Annotated in this window: 23 protein-coding genes; 9 read left to right on the forward strand and 14 right to left on the reverse strand. The window is 66.1% G+C overall.

Features of this window, described 5'->3' with window-relative positions; genetic code table 11:
* The first annotated feature begins 79 nt into the window (after positions 1 to 79).
* Both HDG34_RS21515 and HDG34_RS21520 read left to right on the forward strand, forming a co-directional pair.
* Entirely contained in the window at positions 80 to 541 is a 462-nt protein-coding gene (locus HDG34_RS21515) for a hypothetical protein (protein ID WP_090803970.1), read from the forward strand.
* Positions 542 to 961: 420 nt separating this feature from the next.
* The gene (locus HDG34_RS21520) at positions 962 to 2,113 is read left to right on the forward strand and encodes a branched-chain amino acid ABC transporter substrate-binding protein (protein ID WP_090803969.1); all 1,152 of its coding nucleotides are present in this window, start codon (positions 962 to 964) and stop codon (positions 2,111 to 2,113) included.
* A gap of 58 nt (positions 2,114 to 2,171) precedes the next feature.
* Here HDG34_RS21520 and HDG34_RS21525 read toward each other — a convergent pair whose 3' ends face one another.
* The gene (locus tag HDG34_RS21525) at positions 2,172 to 4,142 is read right to left on the reverse strand and encodes a DUF3857 domain-containing transglutaminase family protein (RefSeq protein ID WP_184062084.1); all 1,971 of its coding nucleotides are present in this window, start codon (positions 4,140 to 4,142) and stop codon (positions 2,172 to 2,174) included.
* A gap of 145 nt (positions 4,143 to 4,287) precedes the next feature.
* Complete coding sequence (locus HDG34_RS21530; protein ID WP_184062085.1) at positions 4,288 to 4,950, reverse strand: hypothetical protein; 663 nt, start codon at positions 4,948 to 4,950, stop codon at positions 4,288 to 4,290.
* Between the two features lie 341 nt (positions 4,951 to 5,291).
* Between HDG34_RS21530 and HDG34_RS39370 the strand changes: the two genes are divergently transcribed.
* On the forward strand, positions 5,292 to 5,426 hold the full coding sequence (locus HDG34_RS39370) for a hypothetical protein (protein ID WP_260321281.1): 135 nt from the start codon (positions 5,292 to 5,294) through the stop codon (positions 5,424 to 5,426).
* Between the two features lie 278 nt (positions 5,427 to 5,704).
* Here the strand turns inward: HDG34_RS39370 and hutG are convergent, their stop codons facing one another.
* The 8 genes from hutG to HDG34_RS21570 form a co-directional block, all read right to left on the reverse strand.
* Positions 5,705 to 6,517: an N-formylglutamate deformylase gene (gene hutG, locus HDG34_RS21535; RefSeq protein ID WP_184062086.1), complete on the reverse strand. Its 813-nt coding sequence runs from the start codon at positions 6,515 to 6,517 to the stop codon at positions 5,705 to 5,707.
* 51 nt (positions 6,518 to 6,568) lie between these two features.
* Complete coding sequence (locus HDG34_RS21540; protein ID WP_184062087.1) at positions 6,569 to 7,954, reverse strand: formimidoylglutamate deiminase; 1,386 nt, start codon at positions 7,952 to 7,954, stop codon at positions 6,569 to 6,571.
* Positions 7,955 to 7,969: 15 nt separating this feature from the next.
* Complete coding sequence (hutI, locus tag HDG34_RS21545) at positions 7,970 to 9,199, reverse strand: imidazolonepropionase (protein WP_184062088.1); 1,230 nt, start codon at positions 9,197 to 9,199, stop codon at positions 7,970 to 7,972.
* Positions 9,200 to 9,283: 84 nt separating this feature from the next.
* Positions 9,284 to 9,934, reverse strand: a complete 651-nt coding sequence (locus HDG34_RS21550; RefSeq protein ID WP_184062089.1) for a HutD family protein — start codon at positions 9,932 to 9,934, stop codon at positions 9,284 to 9,286.
* Positions 9,935 to 9,942: 8 nt separating this feature from the next.
* A complete protein-coding gene (gene hutU / locus HDG34_RS21555) occupies positions 9,943 to 11,631 on the reverse strand; it encodes a urocanate hydratase (RefSeq protein WP_184062090.1) in 1,689 nt (562 codons plus the stop codon).
* 61 nt (positions 11,632 to 11,692) lie between these two features.
* Positions 11,693 to 12,388, reverse strand: coding sequence for a histidine utilization repressor (gene hutC / locus HDG34_RS21560; protein WP_184062091.1), 696 nt, complete (start codon positions 12,386 to 12,388; stop codon positions 11,693 to 11,695).
* 25 nt (positions 12,389 to 12,413) lie between these two features.
* Entirely contained in the window at positions 12,414 to 13,934 is a 1,521-nt protein-coding gene (hutH, locus tag HDG34_RS21565; RefSeq protein WP_184062092.1) for a histidine ammonia-lyase, read from the reverse strand.
* A gap of 328 nt (positions 13,935 to 14,262) precedes the next feature.
* On the reverse strand, positions 14,263 to 15,186 hold the full coding sequence (locus HDG34_RS21570; protein ID WP_184062093.1) for a LysR family transcriptional regulator: 924 nt from the start codon (positions 15,184 to 15,186) through the stop codon (positions 14,263 to 14,265).
* Positions 15,187 to 15,344: 158 nt separating this feature from the next.
* Here HDG34_RS21570 and HDG34_RS21575 point away from each other — a divergent pair, with 158 nt between their 5' ends.
* Together HDG34_RS21575 and HDG34_RS21580 are read left to right on the forward strand one after the other, a co-directional pair.
* Positions 15,345 to 16,259, forward strand: coding sequence for an NAD-dependent epimerase/dehydratase family protein (locus HDG34_RS21575; RefSeq protein ID WP_184062094.1), 915 nt, complete (start codon positions 15,345 to 15,347; stop codon positions 16,257 to 16,259).
* 130 nt (positions 16,260 to 16,389) lie between these two features.
* Positions 16,390 to 16,572 (forward strand): hypothetical protein, encoded by a 183-nt coding sequence (locus tag HDG34_RS21580; RefSeq protein WP_018418561.1) that lies wholly within the window; start codon positions 16,390 to 16,392, stop codon positions 16,570 to 16,572.
* A gap of 108 nt (positions 16,573 to 16,680) precedes the next feature.
* Here HDG34_RS21580 and HDG34_RS21585 read toward each other — a convergent pair whose 3' ends face one another.
* Positions 16,681 to 17,427, reverse strand: a complete 747-nt coding sequence (locus tag HDG34_RS21585; RefSeq protein ID WP_184062095.1) for a thioredoxin family protein — start codon at positions 17,425 to 17,427, stop codon at positions 16,681 to 16,683.
* Between the two features lie 89 nt (positions 17,428 to 17,516).
* A complete protein-coding gene (locus tag HDG34_RS21590; protein ID WP_409259506.1) occupies positions 17,517 to 18,911 on the reverse strand; it encodes an NCS2 family permease in 1,395 nt (464 codons plus the stop codon).
* A 444-nt stretch (positions 18,912 to 19,355) separates the two neighbouring features.
* On the opposite strand from HDG34_RS21590, the gene HDG34_RS21595 reads away from it, so the two are divergent.
* Complete coding sequence (locus tag HDG34_RS21595) at positions 19,356 to 20,423, forward strand: PRC-barrel domain-containing protein (protein WP_221309215.1); 1,068 nt, start codon at positions 19,356 to 19,358, stop codon at positions 20,421 to 20,423.
* Complete coding sequence (locus HDG34_RS21600) at positions 20,420 to 21,667, forward strand: MFS transporter (RefSeq protein WP_184062097.1); 1,248 nt, start codon at positions 20,420 to 20,422, stop codon at positions 21,665 to 21,667. The genes HDG34_RS21595 and HDG34_RS21600 overlap by 4 nt, the downstream gene beginning before the upstream one ends.
* Before the next feature lie 105 nt (positions 21,668 to 21,772).
* Here HDG34_RS21600 and HDG34_RS21605 read toward each other — a convergent pair whose 3' ends face one another.
* Positions 21,773 to 22,912 carry a Gfo/Idh/MocA family protein gene (locus tag HDG34_RS21605; protein WP_184062098.1) on the reverse strand — a complete coding sequence of 380 codons (1,140 nt, stop codon included), beginning with the start codon at positions 22,910 to 22,912 and terminating at the stop codon, positions 21,773 to 21,775.
* Positions 22,913 to 22,915: 3 nt separating this feature from the next.
* Entirely contained in the window at positions 22,916 to 23,683 is a 768-nt protein-coding gene (locus tag HDG34_RS21610) for a sugar phosphate isomerase/epimerase (protein ID WP_184062099.1), read from the reverse strand.
* 330 nt (positions 23,684 to 24,013) lie between these two features.
* On the opposite strand from HDG34_RS21610, the gene HDG34_RS21615 reads away from it, so the two are divergent.
* Positions 24,014 to 25,006: a LacI family DNA-binding transcriptional regulator gene (locus HDG34_RS21615; protein WP_184062100.1), complete on the forward strand. Its 993-nt coding sequence runs from the start codon at positions 24,014 to 24,016 to the stop codon at positions 25,004 to 25,006.
* Positions 25,007 to 25,610: 604 nt separating this feature from the next.
* A complete protein-coding gene (locus HDG34_RS21620; protein ID WP_184062101.1) occupies positions 25,611 to 25,991 on the forward strand; it encodes a DUF2946 domain-containing protein in 381 nt (126 codons plus the stop codon).
* Positions 25,992 to 26,091: the final 100 nt, after the last annotated feature.

Consider the following 26,091-nt stretch of genomic DNA (forward strand, 5'->3'; position numbering starts at 1 on the left):
TGCGTGCCGCGTGGACCAGGGCTTGCGCCCTCGCGCCACGGCATTTTCAGCATCCGGCATTCAGCAGACGAGGCATTCGATGGACGGTCATATCCGCAGCGAGCGGGAAGAATTTTTTGAGCAGTTGTGCATCAGCGTCGACGCGGACGAAGCGCACGAACAGGAAGCGATCGAGTTCTTCGAGAACCAGTTCGACCAGCCCGACTTCGATCCCGCGCAATGGCTCGATATCGCGCTCTACTACTCGGCCGCCGTCGCGCGCGGCATCGTCGACATGGTGACGGCCGACGACAAGGCACGCAGCAACATCGCCGAAATCATCGCCGACAATCTCGACATCTCGTACGGCGAGGACGACTGCCAGCAGTTCGCCGAGACGATCGAATTCGCGCTGAACAACGGCGTGCCGGTCGATCTCGACGTGGTGCTCGACGGCTGCCAGCGCGCAATCGACGATCTCGACACGTGGGCCGACGAAGACACGAAGGCGCCGCTTTTGCGTCTGCGTGAAGAGCTGCTGCGCCAGCAAGGCGAGCGCTAGGCAAAAGGCTCGAATCTCCTCCGACAACGCAACACCGCAACACCGGCCGGCGCGCTCGCGCCGGCTTCTTAAGCATATGCCGTAATCCGCAGCCCAGGCGGACCTTCGCACGGCAAGCCAGCTTGCATGCCTCACGCACGCTCCATGTGCACCACATGCACCTGTTGCCGCCTATGCCGAAATGCTCATCCAAAACGCCACGAATTGCCAAGACGACGGCAATTTGGCTTTCTATATTCGCCCCAGATTGACGTCGCGAACACGCTGCGAGGCTCAACGCCAGTGCGCGTATTCCAGCATTGTGAGCGGCGAGCGATCCTTCGTAGTCTTGCGATGCGCGAGGGCTTGCCTCGGCCTCACGTGTCGTACCGCTTCGCTGTCGTACCGCTTTCATAACAACCGTCGATGCAAGGAGAGACCATGAGTCTTCGCAACACGCTGAAACCGCTGGCCATGCTCGTGGGTGCGATGTTTGCCGTCGCGCCTGTTGCCAGTTTCGCCGACGACCTGCCGGTCAAGATCGGCTTTGCCGCGCCGCTGACGGGCGCCAATGCCGGCTACGGCAAGGATCTGGAAAACGGTGTGCGGCTCGCGATCGACGAAGCCAACGCGCAGAAGATCAAGATCGGCGACAAGGTCGCGCATTTCGAGATCGTCTCGCAGGACGACCAGGCCGACCCGCGCGTCGGCGTGCAGGCCGCGCAGAAGCTGGTCGACTCGGGCGTCGCGGTGGTCGTCGGCCACTTCAACTCGGGCACGACGATCCCGGCCTCGCAGGTCTACGAGCAGGCTGGCATTCCGGTGCTCGATCCCGCCGCGACGAATCCGATCATCACGGGCCGCGGCTTCGCGAACACCTTCATGGTGATTTCGACCGACGCGCAGAACGCCGGCAATGCGGGCGCCTATGCCGTCGACGTGACGAAGGCCAGGCGCATCGCGATCATCGACGATCGCACCGCGTTCGGCCAGGGCGAAGCCGACGAGTTCGAGAAGGCCGTGAAGGCGCACGGCGGCAACATCGTCGCGCGCGACTACACCGACAACCACGCGGTCGACTTCAGCACGCAGATCACCAAGTTCAAGGGCGCCAATGCCGACCTCGTGTTCTTCGCCGGCCTCGACAGCCAGGCGGCGGGCTTCGCGCGGCGCATGAAGCAGCTCGGCCTGAACGCACAGCTGGTCGGCGGCGGCGGCGTGATGGACGAGGACTTCATCAAGCTCGCGGGCGATGCGTCCGACGGTGCGATGGCCTGGGAATACGGCCGCCCGCTCGCGCAACTGCCGGGTGGCAAAGACTTCAACGCGAAGTTCAAGAAGCGCTTCGGCGCGGACGTGCTGTCCTATGCGCCGTTCGGCTACGACGGCGCGTGGGTCGCGATCAAGGCGATGCAGCAGGCCAAATCCGACTCGCCGAACGTGTACCGTCCGGCGCTCAAGTCGATCGACTACGACGGCGTGACCGGCAAGATCTCGTTCGACAGCACCGGCGCGTTGAAGAGCGGCGCGTCGACGCTGTATCAGGTGAAGAACGGCGCGTGGGTGCCGGTCGTGACGAAGAGCGGCACCTAAGCTCCACGTCCGGTAGATCGTCGCGGCCCTGCCCGGCGCGTGGCCGGCGCGGGGCGCGCTACTGCCACGCGCTCGCCGCCCGGACGACCACCTCGGCATCGAGATCGCGCTCGATGCGCACGAGGGCGTCGCGAATCGCTGCGAATTCGTTTGGCGTACACATCTGATGGCCGAACGCGGCGCGCAGATGCCGGTTGACCTGCAACGTGCGCGTCGCCGGATCGAAGACGTAGTGCGACGCAAACGTGAGCAACGGGTTCTCGATCGTGCTGTCGGTCGGCAGGTCCGTCACGCGCACGAAGCGCGGCAAGCTCATTTCCAGCGTTTCATCGAAGTCCCCGCCGATGCACGCCCACGGCTGCGTTCTGACTGGCTCCGCGAGCCACGCCTCGACCTGCGAGCCCATGCCGCCGGCGAGGCTCGTGAGCGCCCGCACGGCGGTCGTGCCGTCCGGCCAGATCAGATGCGGCACGCTGCCCTGCATCGACGTCGCGAACGGACCGCCGGTCACGGCGACGTCGTCGGTCTGCAATTGCGCGGAGCCGTGCAAGCCCGCTTGCAGCAGACGCCTGGCGGCAAGCTGCTGCGCGCCCTGGCGCGTCGCGCGGCGGAACGTGTTGCGTTCGAGCTCCGCGGTATAGCCCCGATCCTCGACGCGGTACGCATAATGTGCGGTGCCGTTTTCGTCGATGTCGATCTGCACGCGCGCCTTGCGTTCGCGCCGTTGAGTGGCCGGCGTGCGCGCGAGCACGCCGTCGTCGACGAGCAGCACCGGCCGGTCCATGACGCCGCCAGGCAGATAGCCGAACGCGGTGCCGCCCGCCGTCGTGTCCGCGAATTGCGCCAGTTCGGGAATCCAGATGATCGCGTGATTGATCGCGCTCGCGCCGTAGCCGGGGACCTCGGGCAACGTGTAGTACGGACCGAGATTGAGCAGCACCGGCTCGCTGCGAATGCCGGCGGCCGCGAGCAGCGCGCCGTATAGCGCGACGTGGTCCTTGCAGTCGCCATAGCGGTTGCGCAGGATGTCGGCCGCCTTGTGCGGAATCGCCGCCGTCTCGCCGAGAAAAAGCGCGACGTAGCGGATGTTCAGACGCATCCAGTCGTACAGCGCGCGGGCTTTGTCGCGAGGATCGGTAAGGCCCGCCGTCAGTTGCTGCGCGAGACCGATGATCGCGGGATCGTCGCGGGTCGCGTCGTTCTCGGCGGGACCGCGATAGCGCGCGGCGAAGCTCGCGAAGTCTGGCACCGTCGACACCATCAGCCGGTCGCCCCAGTTCGCGTAGCCGACCGCGCCCGCTTCGAGCCGCGCATAGGGGCCGTGCCGGTAGTCGAACTCGTAGCGCGTGCGGCCGTTCGCGGTGACGGGCGGCATCGCGACGTAGCCGCGCGCATCCGCATAGAGCGGCACGTCGGCGGGCAGATCGAAGATCAGACGCTGCTCGTCGACGGGCTGGAGCGACGGCTCGACCAGATAGGCGAAGGTGCCCGCTTGCAGCGGCTTCGCGCGGGTCTTGCGAAATGCCAGTTGCACGCGCGAGCCGATCGTGACGCCGGGGAAGATCACGGTGCGCAACACACCGTCCTCGAAGCTCGGCGCGCCGGACGAGCGCGGCTCCTGCACGTCGCGGATCGCCTCGGGGCCGACCGCATGCGCGGTGCCGTCGGGGTCGATCGTTTCGGCGGCCAACTGTTGCACCTGCTCGATGTCCTTGTTGAACCACACGTAGCGTTGCGCGATCTCGTCGACGCCGCTGGCCGTGTCCGCGCGCATCAGCGTGTCGTCGTGTTCCTCGACGGAACCGTCTTTCTGGATCACGAACAAATGGACGTCGCGCTCGATCGTCGCAGGGGCGCGTTCGTTGGTGGAGGTGGCGATTTCGCCGGCTGCCGCGCAAAGGGGCAAGGCGATGCCGCTCGCGGCGGATACCGCGGCAAGCAACGCCGCGGCGCGCACGCCGCGCCCGCGGCACGCGAGCCCGATCATCGCGATCGACGTGTGCGCCAACGTGACGACGACGTTCCCCAAGATCCACCTCGGCCAGGTTCGTGTCGTCGTTGTAGCACATCGCCGACCCGTGCGTTTCGGGGCGGGGTCGGCGTTGCCGCGTCGAGCTCGAGCGGCATTGGAGTCACCGGCGCACCCGTGACGCAGCGGCCGGCGTCGATCGTCTTCACTCGCCGTCGTCGAGCTGGCTCAGCAGCGCCTGCAGTTTTTCCACGTGCCGCAGCAGCATGTGCCGGTGCTTGTCGATCTGTTCAAGCCGGCCCTCCAGGTCGGCTTGAATGCGGTCGTCGAGTTCGGCCGCGGCCATCACGTCCTCGACCTTCGCTCGCATCGATGCGAGCTCCACCGGCGCGTGCAGCAGATGCCGCTCGAAGCGCCGCACCTCCTGCGTCGCGAGATCGCGCACCTTGCGAAAATGCGCATGACGGCGGTGCGCTTCGACATCGAGCGTTTCTTCCTCGAGGCGTCGCGCGGGCGCCGGCTGCCCAAAAATCGGCTCGGGCCGCAACACCGTCTTCTTGCGCACCGGATGCGCCGTGCCCCGAAAGCGCGCGAGCGGCTGCTCGTTGTCGATCGCCTCGCGTGCATTCGGCGGGATCTCGTGACCGGTGTGCGGCACGTTCATCCAGCCGCCCGGCAAACCGGTGACGGCCTCGACGCCGCGCACGAATTCCTCGCTGAATTCGCGTTGCCCGGACAGCATCAGCTTCAGGTAGCTCGCGGAAAACGTCATCATGCGCGCGAGCCGGCTCGCGGCGCCGACCTCGCTGGTCAGCAACACCAGGTTCGCGCGCCAGACTGGCAGCAGCAATTCGTCGGAATCTTCCATCGCTGGGTCTTCCATCTTTTCGCCTGATGAATCGATGACCGCGTCGCGCATGTCATCGTTTTGAAAGGGTCGTCGTCTCGCGGTGTCGCGTGCAATGCCGCTAGCCGCTTTGCGTGCGGTGGGGCCCAGATGCCGAAGGTACACATTTGACACGGTACGCACCGGCCAATTCAGCGCAAAGCGCGTCAAAACAGGGCTGACGACACATCGCGTGTTGCATTGACACACGTATTCGCGCGCCGGTCCTATCCGCAGCCGCTTGATGTGGCATGCTTACACGCCGATGCGGCACGCGTCGTGCTGCATGGCTTGCTCCACAACACTGACTTAAGGGTTTTGTAATGAAGAAAATCGTTCTCGCCGTCGCCGCAGCCGTCGCCACCCTGAGCACGATCGTCCCCGCTCAGGCCAATGAGCATCAGCACGAGTGCCATAAGGTGCGCGTGCATCATCATTGGGAAAAGCGCTGCCACTAATGGCGGTGAAACCGTGTCCGATGGACGCGGTGCACATCAAAAAGCCCCGCTTTCGCGGGGCTTTTTTTCATGGCGCGCCGCGTCTTGAAACAGCCGGCGCACGATACGCTGTGCGCGCTCGACGCTCAAACCATTCCATATGAACGCGCCCGCACGCAATCACGGACACATGCTGTTACACCTTCGCGATACGCTGACCGATGCGGGCCGACGCGGACCGCGATGCCGCGCGTTCTTGCAGCAATCGTGATCCGCGTGGTGAGAAAGGAATACAAGCTTCAGGCGGATTTCACGCGAGCGAGCGCCGTCGTTACCAGCGCTTCGAGCAGCGGCGCGACCTTCGCGGCGAGGTCTTCATCGTATGCATAAGGCAGGCGCTCTTCCATGTAGGTGATCTGCGACAGCTCGAGTTGCACCGCATGCACGCCCTGCTCGGGCTGCCCGTACTGCCGCGTGATATAGCCGCCCTTGAAGCGGCCATTCGCGATCGCCGTATAGCCGCCGTGACGCCCGACCAGCGCGGCCAGTTCGTCGGCCAGGCCCGGCGCGGCGCTCGCACCGTTCGACGTGCCGAAGTTGAAATCCGGCAGACGTCCGTCGAAAAACCGCGGCACGCGCGAGCGGATCGAATGCGCTTCCCACAGCAGCACCTTGCCGTGCTTCGCCTTCAGCGCCGCGAGCTCGCCGGTCAGCGCGTCGTGATACGGCTTCCAGTAAGCGTCGCGACGGCGCGCGATTTCGGCGTCGTCGGGCAGATGGCCGTCGCGATAGAGCGGCTCCTTGTCGAACGTGTCGACCGGCAGCAGACCCGTAGTGTCCTGCCCCGGGTACAGGTTCGCGCCGTCGGGCGGACGATTCAGGTCGACCACGTAGCGCGCGTAGGTCGGCGTCAGGATCGACGCGCCGAGGCGCTTCGCGAATGCGTACAGGCGATCGAGATGCCAGTCGCAATCGTCGGTGCGTTGCGCGACCGGTGTCATCGTCACGGCGATGTCGGCGGGGATTTGCGTGCCCAGATGCGGGATCGAGATCAGCAGCGGCAGGCTTCCCTGATGCAGCGAGAAAACCGGCGTGAGGTTCGAAGCAGTCATGTCAGTCCGGAATCAGTGGGATCGGAGAATCAGTTCGGCGGGTCATGGCCGTTATTTGCGCAGTTCCGCGAGCGCCGCGCGATAGCGCGCATAGGCACCCTCTTCGTCGCGATGCCGGCGATCGTCGACAACCTTGACGCCGCCCGCGTAGACGTCGCGGATCGGCGTGTCGCCGTGCTCGCAGAATACGACGCCTGAGAGCCACGCCTCGCGCTCATGCCCGGCGATGCTCGTATGGTCGGCGTCGAGCACGAGCCAGTCCGCGCGATGGCCCGGCTGCAACGCGCCGACCGCGCGGCCGGTCGCACGCGCGCCGCCGTCGAGCGCGGCCGCGTACAGACGATCCGCGACATGCGGAGCTTGCGCCGACGCCAGCACGTTGCGCTGCCGGCGCGTCAGACGCTGGCCGTATTCGAGCAGACGCAACTCGGCGCGCCAATCGACGCCGACATGGCTATCCGAGCCGACGCCGATGCGGCCGTGCGCGTCGAGATAGTCTTGCGCGGGAAAAATGCCGTCGCCGAGATTGGCCTCGGTGGTCAGACACAAACCCGCGACCGCGCCGCTCTTCGCGAGCGCGAGCGTTTCGTTCGCGTCGACGTGGGTCGCGTGCACGAGACACCAGCGGCTGTCCACATCGAAACGATCGAGCAGCCATTGCACCGGCCGCGTGCCTTCGGTTTCGAGGCACGCGTCGACCTCGGCGGTCTGTTCGGCGATATGGATGTGGACAGGCACGGTTGCGTCGATGCCGCCGAGCAACGTGCGCAGCGACGCCTCCGATACCGCGCGCAGCGAATGCGGCGCCACGCCGTAACGCAGCGCCGCATGTTCGGGGCGCGCGGCGCGTAGCGTGCCGAGCAGATCGAGCAGGCTCTCAGGCGTATTGATGAAGCGCCGCTGATCGTCGCGCGGCGCGCGCGCGCCGAAGCCGCTGTACTGATACAGCACCGGCAGCATCGTGATGCCGATACCGCTCGCCGATGCCGCGTCCACCACGCGTTGCGCAAGCTCGGCCTGATTCGCGTAGCGCTGGCCGTCCTGCGCGTGGTGCACGTAGTGGAACTCGCACACCGACGTATAGCCCGCCTTCAGCATCTCGATGTAGAGCCACTGCGCGACGCTCGCGAGGCCTTCCGGCGTGATGCGCGCGGCAAAGCGATACATCAGGTCGCGCCACGACCAGAAGTTATCCGTCGCATTGGCGCGAAATTCGGTGAGCCCCGCCATCGCGCGCTGAAACGCGTGCGAGTGAAGATTCGGCATGCCTGGCATCAGCGGGCCCGCCGCCTTCGGCACACCCGCCGGCGCCTCGGGTTGATCCGTCGTGACCGCGGTCAGCGTGCCGTGAGCGTCCCATTCGAGCAGCACGTTGCGGCGCCAGCCCTCAGGCAGATACGCGTCAGCGGCGAACAGCGATTGATTGGATTGCGTCATCTCTCAGGTTCTGGTTCAGGTCGCACGCGACTCGCGCCGCGTATAGACGGTTTCGCCCGCGCGCACGACGCGCGCGCAGAGCGGCCGGCCAATCCAGTAAGCGAGCTCCGCCAGCGAATCGACCGACCACACCGCGAAGTCGGCCGCGCGACCGACCTGCAGCGCACCGTGCCGATCGCTCTTGCCGAGCGCGCGCGCAGCGTGCGTGGTGACGCCTTGCAGCACCTCGGGCACGGTCATGCGAAACAGCGTGCTCGCCATGTTCATCATCAGCAGTAACGAAGTCGCCGGTGAGGTGCCCGGGTTGCTGTCGGTCGAGATCGCGATCGGCACCTCGTAGCGCCGCAGCAGTTCGAGCGGCGGCAACTGGGTCTCGCGGATGAAGTAGTACGCGCCCGGCAGCAGCACCGCGACGGTGCCCGCTTCCTTCATCGCCGCGACGCCGGCTTCGTCGAGAAACTCCAGGTGATCCGCCGACAGCGCGCGATGCCGTGCCGCGAGCGCGGTGCCGCCGCCGTTCGACAACTGCTCGGCGTGCATCTTGACCGGCAGCTCGTAGCGCGCGGCCGCGTTGAACACGCGCTCGCTCTGTTCCAGCGAAAAACCGATGCGCTCGCAGAACACGTCGACCGCATCGACGAGGCCTTCGTCCGCGAGCGCGGGCAGCATCGTGTTGCAGACTTCATCGATATACGCGTCCGCTCGGCCCGCGAATTCAGGCGGCAACGCGTGCGCGCCGAGAAACGTCGTATAGACCGTGACCGGATAGCGCTCGCCGAGTTGCCGCGCGACGCGCAGCATCTTGCGCTCGCTCGCGAGATCGAGACCGTAGCCCGATTTGATTTCGATCGCCGTCACGCCTTCGGCGAGCAGCGGTTCGAGCCGCGCGGCCGCTTGCGTGAACAGCGATGCTTCGTCCGCGGCGCGCGTCGCGCGCACCGTCGACACGATGCCGCCGCCCTGTCGCGCGATTGCTTCGTAGCTGACGCCCGCGAGCCGCTGCGCGAATTCGTCGGCGCGCTGGCCGCCGTACACGAGGTGCGTATGGCAATCGATCAGGCCCGGCGTCACCCATGCGCCGCGCAGATCTTCGCGCGGCCATGCGGCATAGGGCGTGGGTAAATCGGCGAAAGCGCCGAGCCACGCGATACGGCCGCCGTCGACCGCAATCGCGGCATCGGCGAGCGTGTGGCGAGGATCGCCCTGCGGGCACAAATTCAGGTGATGCCAGACGGTTTGCTTCATCGCGTGCTCTTTGCCGCTCGTTGCGTGTCTGTGGATGGGTTGTCCGCGATGGAGCGCATGTGAGGCCCTATCACGGTTGATTCGTCATCGCGTGTAGCGGATCGTGATCGCGAGCACCGCGCCGTCGCCCGTCAGCGTGCAAGCGAGCGCGTTCGGCCCGTCGACGCGCAGCGTGTCGCCGGTGTCGAGCCGCACGGCTTGCGCGTGGTCCGCCGCCAGTCCGACCGTGACCGCGCCGCCCGCGCAAAACAGCAGCGCCACGTCGCCGTCGAGCACGCGCGGCGCATCCTGCCGCGTGCCAGTGCGCCACACGTCCAACTCGCCCTGCGCCACGTCGCGCCGCACCATCAGGTTGAAGTCGCGCGTGGCCCCGTCGACGAGCCGCGCGTCGATGCGCGTCGCGCCATCGAAGCGCGCGATGTCGAGCGGCTGCCGCAACACATGCGTCGAGGCGACGCCCGCGTCGCCCAGCTCATCGAGCAGCATGCCCGCGCCAGACAGCAACACCAGCGTCCGGTCGACGCCGTCGAAGCGCGAGAACGGTCCCGCCTGCGCAACGTCGGCGACGCTCACGCGCCACACGAAGTCGGCGCTCGCCGCGCCCTGGCCGCGGCCTGGCGACGGAAATGCCGCGACCTCACGCGTGAGCCCGCCGCCGTTTTTCCACGGCGTCGCCACGAGGTCGGCGCCGCGAATCAGCGTGACGCCTGCCATGCCGCCCGCGTGGTTGGCCATGGTCACGATCAGCGGCCCAGCATCGGCAGATTGAGACCGGCCTCGCGCGCCGTCTGCTGCGCGAGTTCGTAGCCCGCATCCGCGTGACGCATCACGCCGGTGGCCGGATCGTTCAACAGCACGCGGCCGAGGCGCTGGTGCGCGGCTTGCGTGCCGTCCGCGACGATCACGACGCCCGCATGCTGCGAGAAGCCCATGCCGACGCCGCCGCCGTGATGCAACGACACCCACGACGCACCGCCCGCCGTGTTCAGCAGCGCGTTCAGCAACGGCCAGTCGCTGACCGCGTCCGAGCCGTCCTTCATCGATTCGGTTTCGCGGTTCGGGCTCGCGACCGAACCGGTATCGAGGTGATCGCGGCCGATCACGATCGGCGCCTTCAGCTCGCCGTTCCTGACCATTTCGTTGAACGCCTGGCCGAGACGATAGCGATCCTTCACGCCGACCCAGCAGATCCGCGCCGGCAGACCCTGGAACGCGATGCGTTCGCGCGCCATGTCGAGCCAGTTGTGCAGATGCGGATCGTCGGGGATCAGTTCCTTCACCTTCGCATCGGTCTTGTAGATGTCCTCGGGATCGCCCGACAGCGCGACCCAGCGGAACGGGCCCTTGCCTTCGCAAAACAGCGGCCGGATATACGCCGGCACGAAGCCCGGGAAATCGAACGCGTTTTCCACGCCCATTTCGAGCGCCATCTGGCGAATGTTGTTGCCGTAGTCGAGCGTTGCCGCGCCGCGTTCCTGCAGCGTCAGCATCGCCTGCACCTGGCTGGCCATCGACTGCTTGGCCGGCGTGACGATGCTTTCCGGCGCGGTCTTCATGCGCTCGCGCCAGTCTCCGACCGTCCAGCCCTGTGGCAGGTAGCCGTGAATCGGATCGTGCGCGCTCGTCTGGTCGGTCACGCAGTCCGGCGTGATGCCGCGCGCGACGCACTCGGCGAACACGTCGGCGGCATTGCCGAGCAGGCCAACCGAGATCGGCTTGCCGGCGCGCTTCGCTTCGTCGAGCATCGCGAGCGCCTCGTCGAGCGTCTTCGCCTTCTTGTCGACGTAGCGCGTCTTCAGACGGAAGTCGATGCGCGTCTCGTCGCATTCGACCGCGATCATCGAGAAGCCCGCCATCGTCGCCGCGAGCGGCTGCGCGCCGCCCATGCCGCCGAGACCGCCGGTCAGAATCCAGCGGCCCTTCGGGTCACCGTTGAAGTGCTGGTTCGCGACCGCGAAGAAGGTCTCGTAGGTGCCCTGGACGATGCCCTGGCTGCCGATGTAGATCCAGCTGCCCGCGGTCATCTGGCCGTACATCATCAGGCCCTTGCGGTCGAGTTCGTGAAAGTGTTCCCACGTCGCCCAGTGCGGCACGAGGTTCGAGTTCGCGAGCAGCACGCGCGGCGCGTCCGCATGGGTGCGGAACACACCGACCGGCTTGCCCGACTGAATCAGCAGCGTTTCGTCTTCGTTCAGGTCCTTCAGCGACGCGAGGATCTGATCGAAGCAATCCCAGTTGCGCGCGGCGCGGCCAATGCCGCCGTACACGACGAGCGCGTGCGGGTGCTCGGCGACTTCGGGGTCCAGATTATTCTGGATCATCCGGTACGCGGCTTCCGCGATCCAGGTCTTGCAGGTCTTTTCCGCGCCGCGCGGTGCGCGGATCGTGCGAGTCGGATCGAGACGCGGATCGACGTGTTTCGGATTGTTCATGGTGTCCCTAATCATGCGTGAAGAGGTTCGATAAAGATTCGGCGAAGACGAAAAAGCGAATTCAGAAATGCCCGGTGAAGCGGTAACGGGTGCCCGGATGCCACAGATTCGCGATCGAGGCGACCTCGCCTTGCGACCACGTGCGCCGGTGCAGCACCAGACACGGTTCGCGTTCACTCATGTTCAACAGCTCGCGCGTGATCTCGTCGGCGGCGAGCGCCTCGATGCGGTACTCGACGCGCTGCAGCGGCGCGACGCGCACGAGGTACTGGTTGGGCGTGGTGTTCGTGAAGTCCTGCAGCGCGTATTCGGGTGCGACGGCCGGATTGACCGAGCGTTCCTCGAGCTGCACCGGCTCCTCGTTTTCGAAATGCAGCAGGCGCGAATGAAACACGGGGCTGCCCGCGCTCACCTGCATCTCTTCGGCGAGCGCCGCATCGGCGATGCTGGCGCCGATGTTCAGCACCCTCGCCTGATAGCGATGACCGCGCGCAACGATTTCATCGGAGATGCTGCGGATCGCCACCAGGGTCGACTCGTACTTGGGACGGGCGACGAAAGTGCCCGAGCCTTGTACACGTGTCAGCACCTGCTCCGAGGTCAACTCGCGCAACGCGCGGTTGACCGTCATGCGTGCGACGCTGAACTCGCGCGCAAGCTCGTTTTCGGAGGGCACCTGGTCGCCTTCGGCCCACTCGCCCGCATGAATGCGCGCGAGGATGAAGTCCTTGATGCCCTGATAAGCGGGTGCGTTCATGGGTGTGATCCGCGCTCTCGACGACTCATTGTTCCGACGCGAACGAGAACGGGCTCAGCTTCGCGACCGCGCCGGCCTGCACGAGCTTCGTGACCGCCGCGATATCCGGCGCGAAGTAGTGATCGAGCTCGTAGTGCGCGACGTCCTTGCGCACGAGGTCCATCACCTTCTGCAGGCTCGGGCTGGTCTTGTGCGGCGCGCGCAGATCGACGCCCTGGGCGGCAGCGAGCAGTTCGATCGACAGGATGTTCGCGGTGTTGTCGGCGATATCGCCGAGCTTGCGCGCGGCGAACGTCGCCATCGACACGTGGTCTTCCTGGTTCGCGGACGTAGGCAGCGAATCGACCGAAGCCGGATGCGCGAGCGTCTTGTTTTCCGACGCGAGCGCGGCGGCCGTCACGTGCGCAATCATGAAGCCGGAGTTCACGCCGCCATCCTTGACGAGGAACGGCGGCAGGCCCGACAGCGTCGCGTCGATCAGCAGTGCGATGCGGCGTTCGGCGAGCGCGCCGATTTCCGCCACGGCGAGCGCCAGGTTGTCGGCCGCGAACGCGACCGGCTCGGCGTGGAAGTTGCCGCCCGACAGCACTTCGCCGGTGTCCGGGAAAATCAGCGGATTGTCGGAGACCGCGTTCGCTTCCATCAGCAGCGTTTCGGCGGCCTGACGCATCTGGTCCAGACACGCGCCCATCACCTGCGGCTGGCAGCGCAGGCTGTACGGGTCCTGCACCTTGTCGCAATCGGCGTGCGACACGTTGATCGCCGAGCCTTGCAGCAGCGAGCGATAAGCCGCGGCCGCGTCGATCTGGCCTCGATGGCCGCGCAGTTCGTGGATGCGCGCGTCGAACGGCTTGACCGAGCCCATCGCCGCATCCACCGACAGCGCGCCGGCCACGAGCGCCGTGCGGTACAGGTCTTCGATCGCGAACATGTTGTACAGCGCGAGCGCGGTCGAAGCCTGGGTGCCGTTCAGCAGCGCGAGACCCTCCTTCGCCTGCAGCGTCAGCGGCTTCAGACCGACGAGCGCGAGGCCTTCGGTGGCCGGCATGCGCTCGCCCTTCGCGAACACTTCGCCGACGCCGAGCAGGGTCGCCGACATATGCGCGAGCGGCGCGAGGTCGCCCGATGCGCCGACCGAGCCCTTCACCGGGATCACCGGCAGCACGTCGGCGTTGAACAGCGCGATCAGCGCCTCCATCACTTCGCGGCGGATGCCCGAGTGGCCGCGGCCGAGGCTCGACAGCTTCAGCGCGATCAACAGACGCACGACCGGGCGCGACATCGGCTCGCCGACGCCGACCGCGTGCGACAGCACCAGATTGCGTTGCAGCAGTTCGAGCTGATCGCGCGGAATGTGCGTGCTGGCGAGGCGGCCGAAGCCGGTATTGATGCCATAAGCCGGCTCGCCCCTGGCGGTGATGTCGGCGACGGCCTGCGCGCACGCGTCGATGGCGGCGTGGCTTGCGGGATCGAGTTGCAGGGTGACCTGCTCACGCGCGATCTGGCGCAGTTGCGGGAGGCTCAGGTAGCCGGGCTTCAGAATCATGGTTGTCGTCCTGTCTATACAAGTTCAAATAAGTCTAGCCGGCGGGCCTTGTATATACAACTTGTTTTTCGAGATTTCGTGCCTGGTGATTTCCATTATTTGGCACGTGGCTCGGCGGGAGCGCGGCAGGTTTGGCGGCAGGTCGTAGGCGGCGTGTGCTGGACGCATGGGTCGGCGTGGCCGCCGTGATTTAGCCCACAGTTGTATATACACCTTCGCGGCGCGGGTCGCCATCTGGCCAAAATTGGCGCGCTTTCGCTGGCGGGAAGCCGAACACGCCGGCTCCGCCGATATCTGGGTTATAGGACAGAAGGCTCCGCGACGCGGATCAGAGCTTGACCCGCGCCACGATGAAATCCAGAAAGCACTGCACGCGCCCCGCGAGCGATGCGCTCTGGTAGTACACCGCATGCACCGGCTGCCGTTCATCGACGAGCAGGTTGCCGAGAATCGGCACGAGGCGGTTTTCGCGCACGTCGCCGGCGGTCATGAAGTCGGCCAGACAGGCGACGCCCCAGCCGGACAGCGCCAGTTGCCGCAAGGTTTCGCCGCTCGATGCGGTGATCGACGGTTCGATCTTCAGCAGCGCGGCTTCGTCGCGCTGCCCCTTGGCGCGCTTCGTTCCCCTGCCCCCTTCGCGCAACGGCCAGCGATTCAAATGCTCCGGCGCCGTAAAGCCGATCAGCCGATGCGCGTGCAGCGCGTCGAGCGTGGTCGGCTCGCCGTGCTCGGCCAGATACGCCGGGCTCGCGAGCACGCGCAGCCTGCTCTCGCCGAGCGCGCGCGCATGCAGCGTCGAATCCTGCAGCGCGCCGATGCGAATCGCGATGTCGACCTTCTGTTCGAGCAGATCGACGATCCGCTCGTTGCTGGTCAATTCGAGCCGGATCTCCGGATACAGCGCCGAAAACGCGGTCATATGCGGCGCCACGCAATGCAGCATGAACGGCGACGCCGCATCGACGCGCAAGCGCCCCGACGGCCGTTGCCGCCCGCGCGCGACCGACTCCTCGGCCTCTTCGAGCGCGTCGAGGATCGCGCGGGCGCGCCGCAGGAACGCGTCGCCTTCCTCGGTCAGATGCAGACGCCGTGTCGTGCGCCGCACGAGCGCGGTGTCGAGCTTCCGCTCGAGGCGCGTGAGCGCGCGGCTCACGCCGGAGACGGTCTGCCCCAGCTTCTCGGCCGCCGCGGTAATCGAGCCGCTGTCGATCACGGTGACGAACACCAGCAATTCGTCGGTGGAGGTTTTCATTGTTGATTTCAGATCAAGATTGATTTGAGACTAACACGCTTTTTGCGAGAATCCGCGCGAGCGATACTGCGTGCCTGTCGATCGGAGTTGGCGCTTTAGCGCTTACTCCGATCCCATGCAAGAGATTGCGGTCGTGGCATTTCCCTCAGGAGAACGTCTTGAAGATTTTCGTTACTGGCGCAAGCGGTTTTATCGGCGGCTCGATCGCGGCGCATCTGGCGCGCGCCGGCCATCAGGTGCGCGGGCTGATTCGCAAACCCGAACACAGCGGCGAGTTGCAGCGGCTCGGCATCGAGCCCGTGCTCGGCACGCTCGACGACCGCGCGTTGCTGATCGCCGAAGCGCAAGCGGCCGACGCGGTGATCAACGCCGCGAGCAGCGATCACGAAGGCGCGGTACGCGCGCTGATCGACGGACTCGCCGGTTCGGGCAAGGTGTTCCTGCACACCAGCGGGTCGAGCATCGTCGGCGATGCGTCGGGCGGCGAAGCGGGTGAAGCACGCATCTATCACGAAGACGCGCTGCCCACCCCGACCGCCGACAAGGCCGCGCGCGTCGCGATCGATCAAACGGTGCTCGACGCCGCGCAACGCAACGTGCGCTCGGCCGTGCTGTGCAACACGCTGATTTACGGTCACGGCGCGGTGGCCGGCAGCGCGAGCGTGCAGTTGCCGCGACTCGTGCGCCAGGCGCAGAAAAGCGGCGTCGTGCGTCATGTGGGCAGCGGCGGCAACGTCTGGTCGAACGTGCATATCGACGACGTCGCCGAGCTGTATCGCCTCGCACTCGATAAAACCCCTGCCGGCACGTTCTATTTCGTCGAAAGCGGCGAAGCGTCGTTCCGCGACATGAGCGCCGCGATCGCACGCGCGATGAAGCTCGGCGCGCCGCAGGACTGGCCGCTCGAAGACGCGAAACAGGAATGGGGCTACGAAATGGCCTCGTACGGTCTTGGCTCGAACAGCCGCGTGCGCGGCGAACGCGCGCGCAAACTGCTCGGCTGGCAACCGCGGCGCAGGTCGGTGATCGAATGGATCGAACGCGACATGACGGGGCCGCAAAGCACCGTTTGACGCGGCTTTGCGCGCCGCGCGACGTAAGCTATGTAAGCGCGGTCGTTGCGAATCCGTAAGCTCCTTTCGATAAAATCGCGGGCACCTGACGGTGCGATTCCACCGTCGCGCACACGCCCCGATTCGACCGATGAGCTTCGCGCTGAACTTCGACTGGCTGACTAACCTGATGGCGATTCTGTTCGTCGTCGCGTGTCTGTACGACACGCGTTACGACGAATACGGCGTGCTGACGCTCGCGGCCGCGGCGATGAGCCTCATCGTGATGGCGATGGAAATGTTCCTCAGACCCGCCTTCGAGATGGCGCTGTAGCGAGCTGATGCAGCGCTCGTGCAGCACAGAGGCGCCGCGCCAGCTAGCGCGGCGCGCGCCCCTCGCCCCCTTCGTCGACCCGCTTCACCGCTTCACCACTTCACCGCTTCACACCGTGTACGATCCGCACGCCGGGCAAGCCGCGCGCGCGTGGTCGTCGTAGCGGTCGTGATGTCTGACCCAGTCGGTCAGATTACTGTTCTCGTTGCGGCCTTTCGGCGCGATGTCCAGAAGCGCGTAGATGTTCACGAAGCGCTCGTCGCCGCGTGCGTAGCATGAGTACGTGTGATACACGTCGCCGTTTGCGTCCTTGTAGAACACGCTGTGGCCGTGCTGTTCGTCGATGCCGACGTCCTGCTCGGTGAAGTTGTAGAACGCCTTTTTACTCGCCAGCTGCTCCGGCGTGAACGACACGTGGTAGTCGAAATTGAAATCGCTGCCGCTCGACGACACCCACGGAAAGGTCCACCCCATGCGCCGTTTGAACGCGTCGATCTTCTCGAGCGGCGCGTGCGATACCGTCACATAGCTGACGTCGTGATGGACCAGATGCGTGAGAATGCCGCTCATATGGTCCGACAAAAACGAGCAGCCGACGCACCCCTCTTCCCAGTCCGGGCCCAGCATGAAGTGATAAACGATCAGCTGGCTGCGGCCGTCGAACAGCTCTGCGAGCGTCTTGCGGCCTTCCGGCGTATCGAACGTATAAACCTTGTCGACCTTGACCCACGGCAATTCGCGGCGCTTGCGCGCGAGTTCGTCGCCGGCGCGCATATGCGCTTTTTCGTCGGCGAGCAGCGCGCGGCTCGCGGCAAGCCACTCTTCCTGGCTGCCGATGCGATGTTGCGGTTCCATCTGCGTCTCCTTTCCTGCGGATGCAGGGCTTGACCTCAAGCTTAAGGTTTAGAGACGCTGACGTGAAAGTCAAGGAGCCGCCACGAAACTCAGATCGCCCAGCCGCCGACATAAAACCCGACCAGCACGACTGCGATCGCCACGGTCCCGACATTGAGCTTGCGATACTCGCCGCTGACGACGCGTCCGATCACGAGCGTCGCGAAGCCGAGCATGATGCCGGTCACGATGTTCGCGGTCAGCACGATGAACACCGCGCACACGAGCCCCGCCATCGCGTCGACCATGTCGTCCATATGCAGCTTGCTGACGTTCGACAGCATCAGCAGCCCCACGTACATCAGCGCGGGCGCGGTCGCATACGAAGGCACCAGCGCGGCGAGCGGCGAGAAGAACATCACGACGAGAAACAGCAGACCGACGACCGCCGCCGCCATCCCCGTCTTCGCGCCCGCCGCGACGCCGACCGTCGACTCGATATACGCGGCCGCCGGCGCGCCGCCGAGCAGGCCCGAGAAGATCGAGCTCAGCGAATCGGCGGTCAGCGCGCGGCCGCCGTTGATGATGCGGCCGTTTTCGTCGAGCTGCCCCGCCTGGCCCGCGACCGCGCGGATCGTGCCGGTCGCGTCGAACACGGCGGTCATCACGAGCGCGAGCACGCTCGGCAGCACCGCCATCGACAGCGCGCCCTTCACGTCCATCGAGCCGATCAGCGACGCATGCCCCGGCGCGCTCAACGACGGCACCGCGAAGATGCCGTGAAACGCTACGGCGGGATCGATCGCGAGCCCGATCGCCGAGATCGCGACGATCACGATCAGGATCGACCCCGGCACGCGCCGCCGCACGAGCCCGACGATCGCGGCGAGTCCGGCGACCGACATCAGCGCCGGCAACGCCGCAATATTGCCGAGCGACACCGGCAGCCCCGCGCCCGGATTCTTGACCACGAGCCCGACGTCGTTCGCGGCGATCAGCAGCAGGAACAGGCCGATGCCGATCCCGGTGCCGTGCGCGATGCCGACAGGCAGGTTGCGCAAAATCCACGAGCGCACGCCGGTCACCGAAATCGTCGTGAACACGACGCCCATCAGGAACACCGCGCCGAGCGCAACGGTTGGATGCAGGCCCTTGCCGAGCACGAGGCCGAACGCGGTGAACGCGGTGAGCGAGATCGCGCAGCCGATCGCGATCGGCAGACGCGCCCACACGCCCATCAGGAGCGAGCCGAACGCCGTGGTCAGACACACGGCGACGAACACCGCGCTGGTATCGAAGCCCGCCTTGCCGAACATGCCGGGCACGACGAACACGGAGTAGACCATCGCGAGGAAGGTCGTGATGCCGGCGACGATCTCCTGGCGCTGCGTGCTGCCGCGCGCGGAAATGTCGAAGTAGCGGTCGAGAAAGCCCTTACCGCGGAATGATTCGGTGTCGAGGGATTCGCTCGCGACGTCGGCATTCGCGAGGGCCTGGGGTTCCATCATGATGAGTGCCTCCTTTATCAGCGCGCTGAAACGGCCGCTAAAGCGGCCGTCATCAGGTTCGTCTCGTGGATTGCTTGGTGTGGGTAACGCTTTTCTGAGTCGAAATGTAGGTGAAGCGAACTATGTGTCCAATCGCATGAATGGCATGCCGGACATGTCGCGCGACTTATATCTTTTGCGCGACGGTCGCTCGCGCGAGCGCTGCGCGCGTATACACCTACGGCATACGGGCAGCCGCGAAACGCGCCGAACCCACCCCGGCGATCGCGTTCCAGGCACGCGGCGTGCAGCGCTATACCGCCAGCGCATCGGCGAAACCGCCTGCAACGCAACCGGCGAAAGGCTGCCCGCGCGGCAGCGCAGGTTAAACTCTGGGCCGTATCCCATCCAACCGCGGCGGCTCATCGCGCCGGTCCGCACCTGCCCGTGGAGTTTTTCCTGATGACTGGCGGTTTTCCGCGCCCCGCCGGGCGCCTGCCGATTGTCCCGTTTGGACCGCTTGGATCGCTTCGCCCGCTCGATTCGCCTGATTCGCTCGATGTGCTTCGACTGTTGCGCTGGCTGTGCACCGTGGCCGCGCTGTTCGCGTTCGCCGCGCTGTCCGGCTGCAGCAGCCTGCTGTGGGGTACGCAGCAGGCGCCGATCGTCGATGCGACGGTGATGCCGGTCGAGCCGGCAAGCGCGCCGCTCGCCGCGTCCGCGCCCGAGCCGGTCGAGAGCGAGGCGAACGAGGGGCCCGAGGAGCCGAAGAAACCGAAGAAGCCGGTCGTGAAGCCGCACAAGGTCGAACCGCCGCCGCCCGTTGTCGTGCCGGCTCCGCCGCCTCCCCCGCCGCCGCCGCCGCTGATCGTGCTGCGCACGATCGAGCGCAGCGACGCGCGCGCGCTGCTCGACAGCCAGGTGCAGAAGCCCGACGGCAAGGTGGTCGGCCGCGCGGTCGACATGATCGCCGACGCAGCCGGCAAGCCGCGCGAGATGGTCGTCAATCTGCAGGGCTTCCTCGGCGTCGGCGACCGCAAGGTGAACTTCCCGTGGGGCGCGTTCCACTTCACGCCGACCGCGAAGGGGGCGCCGATCACGCTGAACCCGACGGCCGTGCCGAGCACCGCGAACAAATCGAACCCGCTGGAACTGCCGCTGCTCGATGCGACCGTCGAGCGCGCGAACGGCGCCAAGGTGGGCCGTGTGGTCGACGTGCTGATCGACGGCAACGCGCAGCCGCAGGCGATCGTCCTCGACGTCGGCGGCATGGTCAGCCCCGACCGGCGCACGATCGCCGCGAACTGGTCGGCGCTGCGCTTCGTCACGCGCGACAAGGAACTGCATCCGCAGATCGATCTGAGCGACGCGCAGATCAACGCGACGCCGCTCTACGCGAGCGACAAGCCGATTCGCGCGGTGTCGCCGGCGCCGCCCGCGCAGCCTGCCGCCAGCGCCGCGCCGGCGGCCTCGGCGCCGCCGGCCGCATCGTCGGCCGTCGCGGTTTCCAACGCACGGGCGGTCCGATGACGGTCCGTACTATGGTCACGGCGCGAAGTCTGCGCGCGCTCGATTGGCTCAACTTCTTCGTCGCCAACGTGCAGACGGGCTTCGGGCCGTTCATCGCGTCCTACCTCGCATCGCACAAGTGGACCCAGGGCGAGATCGGCATGGTGCTGTCGGTCGGCACGATCAGCGCGATGGTCAGCCAGGTGCCCGGCGGCGCCGCGGTCGACGCGTTGCGCAACAAGAAAGCGGCGGCCGCGTGGGCGATCGGCGCGATCATCCTCAGCGCGATGCTGCTCGCGATCAGCCCGACCGTGCTGCCGGTGATCGCCGCCGAGGTGTTCCACGGCTTCGCGAGCTGCATGCTGACGCCGGCGCTCGCGGCGATCTCGTTCGCGCTGGTGGGTCGCGCGAATCTCGGCGACCGGCTCGGCCGCAATGCGCGCTGGGCGTCGATCGGCAGCGCGGTCGCGGCCGGTCTGATGGGACTGTTCGGCGAGTACTACTCCCCGCGCGCGGTGTTCGTCCTGACCGCGGGCCTCGCGGTTCCCGCGCTGATCGCGCTCGCGATGATCCAGCGCACCGACACGATCGAGCTGCCGCAAGCGGCGCCCACCCCCGAGCAGCTCGAGCGGCGCGAAAGCCTGCGCGAGCTGCTGCGCGACAAGCGCATGCTGCTGTTCGCCGCGTGCATCGTGCTGTTCCATCTGTCGAACGCGGCGATGCTGAACCTGGCCGCCGGCGAAGTGACGGCCGGCATGGGAGACAACGTGCAGCTCGTGATCGCGGCATGCATCATCGTGCCGCAGGCTATCGTCGCGATGATGTCGCCGTGGGTCGGGCGCTCGGCCGAACGCTGGGGCCGCCGGCCGATTCTGCTGCTCGGCTTCTCCGCGTTGCCGATCCGCGCGCTGCTGTTCGCGGGCATCAGCAGCCCCTATCTGCTCGTGCCGGTGCAGATGCTCGACGGCTTGAGCGCCGCGGTGTTCGGCGTGATGCTGCCGCTGATCGCCGCCGACGTCGCCGGCGACAAGGGCCGCTACAACCTGTGTATCGGCCTGTTCGGGCTCGCGGCCGGCATCGGCGCGACGTTGAGCACGACGGCGGCGGGCTTCGTCGCCGATCGTTTCGGCAACACGGTGAGCTTCTTCTGCCTCGCGGCGGCCGGTGCGCTCGCGGTGCTGCTGGTGTGGGCGGCGATGCCCGAGACGCGCGACGCGGCGACGGCGAGCAACGGCGACGGCGCGGCTGTGCCCGGTCGTGGATAGTCGGCGGCGAGGAGAGTCGCGCGAGCTGTATCAGCCGGGGCGTGATCTGATGGTCGCAGTCGGATCACGTCGCAACCGGCTTGATCACTCTGGAAGTCAGGTGAGTCAGTCGGCGAGAAACACCTCTTCGCCTCGACCCAATGGCACGACGACGGGTCGCTGCACGACGGTCTCGATATCGATGTGCCGCCCCTCGCGCGACGAGCGTTCGAAGGCATCCAGCACCTCCAGCACGTGTAACGCCAGTTCGCCGCTCGCGCGATGCGGCCGACCTCGACGCAACGCCATGGCCATGTCCAGCACGCCCACAGCGCGGTAATTGGCCACCCGCGCACCACTCCTCAACGTGAAGTTGTCGACGCCAAAAGCATGGACCTGTGTGTCGAGCGGCTTAAAGCCGCTATCACGTTCAGCCACGCGCGGACTCCCGCCAAAGAAATTGGGATCGACGCCCAACAGGCTACCTTCCGTGCCATAGATCTCGATAGGCGCACGCTGATGGGCCCACACGTCCCAGGAGGCGCTCATCACCACGTTGGCCCCACCCTCAAAATGCAGGATACCGTTGACCGTGGTGGGCACCTCGACCTCGATGACCTGGCCCCTCAGCGGCTCACTGGAGACGATGCGCTGGGGAAAACCGATGGTGGCGCAAGCAGACACGCGTGCCACCGGCCCAAGCAGGTTGACCAACTGCGTCACGTAATACGGGCCCATGTCGTGAATCGGGCCCCCGCCAGGCTTGAAAAAAAACTCAGGATTGGGATGCCAGGACTCCATGCCGCGGGACAACACGGCCACGGCCCCGCCAATGGCACGCCCAATGCGGCCCGCATCGAGCGCCGCGCGGCACGCCTGATGGGCCGCGCCGAAGAAGGTGTCCGGCGCGCAGCCCACGCGTAATCCCGAAGCCTCGGCTCGCGCCAGCATCGCGCGTGCGGACGCGAACTCGGTACCCAGGGGCTTTTCGAGGTAGACGTGCTTGCCCGCCTCCAGAATCTGCAGGCTTACCGGCATATGCGCGTGCGGCACCGTAAGGTTGATGACGATTTCGATGTCGGGGTCGGCCAGCAGCGCATCCACCGTCATCGCGGCAACGCCGTGCTGCGCGGCCTTGGCTCGGGCGGCCTCCGGACGCAAGTCGGCGCAGGCCTTGATGCGGACGAATTCCGAATTCGCCGCGCCGGTGAAATAGGCATCGCTGATGTTGCCGCAACCGATGATGCCGACGAAGACAGGTTTCATGGATCAGGCTCCGAGCTGGTGCAGATAGGCAAAGGCATTGCGGGCGAAGCGTTCGCCGTCGCTGGGATTGTCGTGCTCGGCGGCGAGGAAACGCGCGCCCGCTTCGCGGCAGGCGGCGGCCAGCGTGGGCCAATCCATGACGCCGTGACCGACGTCGGCCCAGCCGTCCTCGTCCAGTTTTTCACCCGCGGGCGCGAGGTCTTTCGCATGGGCCGAGACCACGCGGCCCGTATAACGACGAAGCCATGGCAGAGGATCGGCGCCGCCGCGCACGAGCCAGGCTACATCCACTTGCCAGCCGAGCGGGCTTGCCCCGGCGGACTCGAACAGCAGTTCCAGCGCCGTTGCGCCGTTCTCCTTGGCGCTGAGTTCCCAATCATGGTTGTGGTAAGCGAGGGCGATGCCCTGAGCGGCTAGCCGATGGGCGAGGCTGCCCAACTCGTTGCCGAGCGCCCGCCAGTATGCGGCGTCACTGTCGCGCTCGGCGGGCGGCACCGCGGGCATGACCAACTGGGTGATACCGAGGGTCTCGCACGCCGCGCTCACTTCGTGCAAACGCTCACGCAGCATGGCCATGCTGAGGTGGCTGGAGGAGGCGCTCAGGCCGCGCGCCTGAAGCTTGTTCCGGGTGTCGGCCGCATTTTCGAGCAAGGACCCGATCAGCTCCACCTGGCGAAATCCGGCCTGGGCGGCAATGTCGAACTGCCGGTCGAGTTCGCCCGCATTACGCAGGCTGTAAATCTGGATGGAAATGGGCAAGGCTTGATTCATGGTCGTCAATCAAAGAGTCAAGGTGGATGCGGCACGGATGGCCTACGGAGCTGGGCGCAAGTCAAAAGGTAAGCGCTTTCCCGTTTACCTGGAACAGGTGCTTTACCCTATGCAGCAGGGGCCGGCACAAACAGGAGTACGCGATGAGCTTCGGATAAGCAGATTGCATAACGCTGCGGTTTGCAGCAACACCATGGATTCCCGCAAGCCGAGTCTGAATCCCCGCTCAGTTTCGAGGTTCGATGACGCATGAGGGGAAAACCTTTTCCCGTGATGCTAAAATTATTACCTTCCTGCGGGCGACAAACGCGCCGCTGCCTGAACGAACCAATGCGAAGCAAACCCTCCATCGAAGCCGTTGCCCGCGAGGCTGGCGTTTCCATTGCCACGGTGTCGCGTGTGCTCAACGGGACGAAGGCCGTGGCGGCGGCCACGCGTGAGCGGGTCGAGGCAGCCGTACGGGCACTGAACTACCGGGCCAATCCGTTCGGCCGCAGCCTGAGTACCGGTCAGAGTCGCATTCTGCTGATGCTCATGCCGGATTTCGCCAACCCCTACTACGCCGAGATCGTGCGCGGGGCCGGCGCGGTCAGTCGCCAGGCCGGTTACACGCTGCTTCCGGCGGACCTGGAAGCCTGGACTGGCACGGCGGACGCCTCGCTGCCGACGCTGGCCGGCAGTCTGAGCGACGGCGTCATCAATCTCGTGCCCATGTCCGACCCGGCAGCCCGGCGCGAGGCGGCGAACGGCAAGCCATGGGTCAATTGCTCGGAATTCTTGCCCGGTAGTGACGTGCCTTATGTCAGCATCGACCACCGCCAGGCCGGTACGGATGCCGTGCAGTACCTCATCAACAAGGGCCACCGGCGCATCGGCTTCATCACCAGCGATGAGCGCTTCCTGTATGCGCGTCAGCGCCGCGAGGGCTATCACGCGGCACTACTGCGCGCCGGTCTCGCGCCTGCGCCCGAGCTTGTCTGCGTTACTGGCGACAATAGTTACGCCGCCGGAAGCCAGGCGGCGGCAAAGCTGCTGGCGGTGGTGGATCCACCGAGCGCCGTGTTCGCCGTGTCGGACACGTTGGCCATCGGCGCGATCAAGGGCTTTAGCAAAGCCGGCCGGCGGGTGCCGCACGACGTGGCGGTAATGGGCTTCGACGATGTGCCCATCGCTGGCATCTTCGAGCCGGGGCTGACGACCGTGGCCCAGCCCATGGTCGAGCTGGGCGCCGCGGCGGCCGAAATGCTGCTGGCGCTGCTCGACGGCCAACGCCCAGCGTCGCGCATCCTGCAGCATCAGTTGGTGCTGCGGGAGTCGGTTTGAGCGGTCGATCGGGAGAAGTAAAGATCTGCTTTGCCCACTGAGGTGGTTTGAAGCTGGCTCAGTTTTGGTGAGGCTGCCGACGCCGATGCATGTCGGCCACCTTGCTCCCACGGCTCATGAAATCGTTCGTTGAAGCTTTCGTGGTCGCCGCGGCTGGCGCCGTCGCTGTGGCGGTTTTGCTCAGTCGAGCCAGCCGAAGACCCATCAGCAAATAGCAGGTGCGGGCGCACGCGAGCGAATGGCTGGAGATGGGCCGGCTACCACCCGATGCGCTCGGCTGTTGTCGACCCCAAAGAGACCTTCGACTTTGGGGCTGACAGCCGTCCGTTGCCAAGCGGGGTCCGGTCATTCAGGAAACCGGTTCCGCGCACTAGCGATAACTCGGTAACCGAGAGCCGCGCCGGCCTGTGCGTGGTTCCAGTCCAGAAGCACGACACCGATCGCAAGAGCCTTTGGACCCAAGCGCCTCAGCCAAGGCTACATCTGCGTACCTGGGGTCGCCGTGTCTGACGCGGCAAGCTGTCATAGGTCGATGCCTGCAAGTAACACATGGCATAATGCGCCGCATTCACCTTCACCAGACCAATATCGAATCGTCGGCCTTATGCTGAGCTGCTTCTGCCGGAAATTGGGCTCCTATCTGGGATTGCTGGCAATCCTGATGGCAACGCTCGCGCCGACGGTTTCGCACGCACTGGCTGACCGCAACGAGGCTGGGCTTCCTTCAGCCTCGCTCTGCTCCGCACATTCGACTCCAGGCAATCCGCCGGGCAACGAGGACACCTCCCACTCGCTGGCTGCTCACTGGCATGCTTGCGGCTACTGCAACCTGATTGCGCACACGCCCGTACTGCCGAGCGTCCAGCCTGAATTTGCGGTCACGGTCTGGGCCATCCAGCATCGCATTGCGACGCGGTTCGAGAGCATCCGTCGCGTCGAACCGCTGGCATCCGCCCAGCCGCGCGCGCCCCCCGTTTCATCCTGAATTGAGCCCTGATGGCGATGCCGTGCACGAACGCATCGCCAGGCGTCGTCGTGTCTCTTCACAGACTCGCGGCGGCGCAATGACGACCTCAATCAATGGA

The organism is Paraburkholderia sp. HC6.4b, from assembly GCF_014200875.1.
GTDB lineage: Bacteria > Pseudomonadota > Gammaproteobacteria > Burkholderiales > Burkholderiaceae > Paraburkholderia > Paraburkholderia tuberum.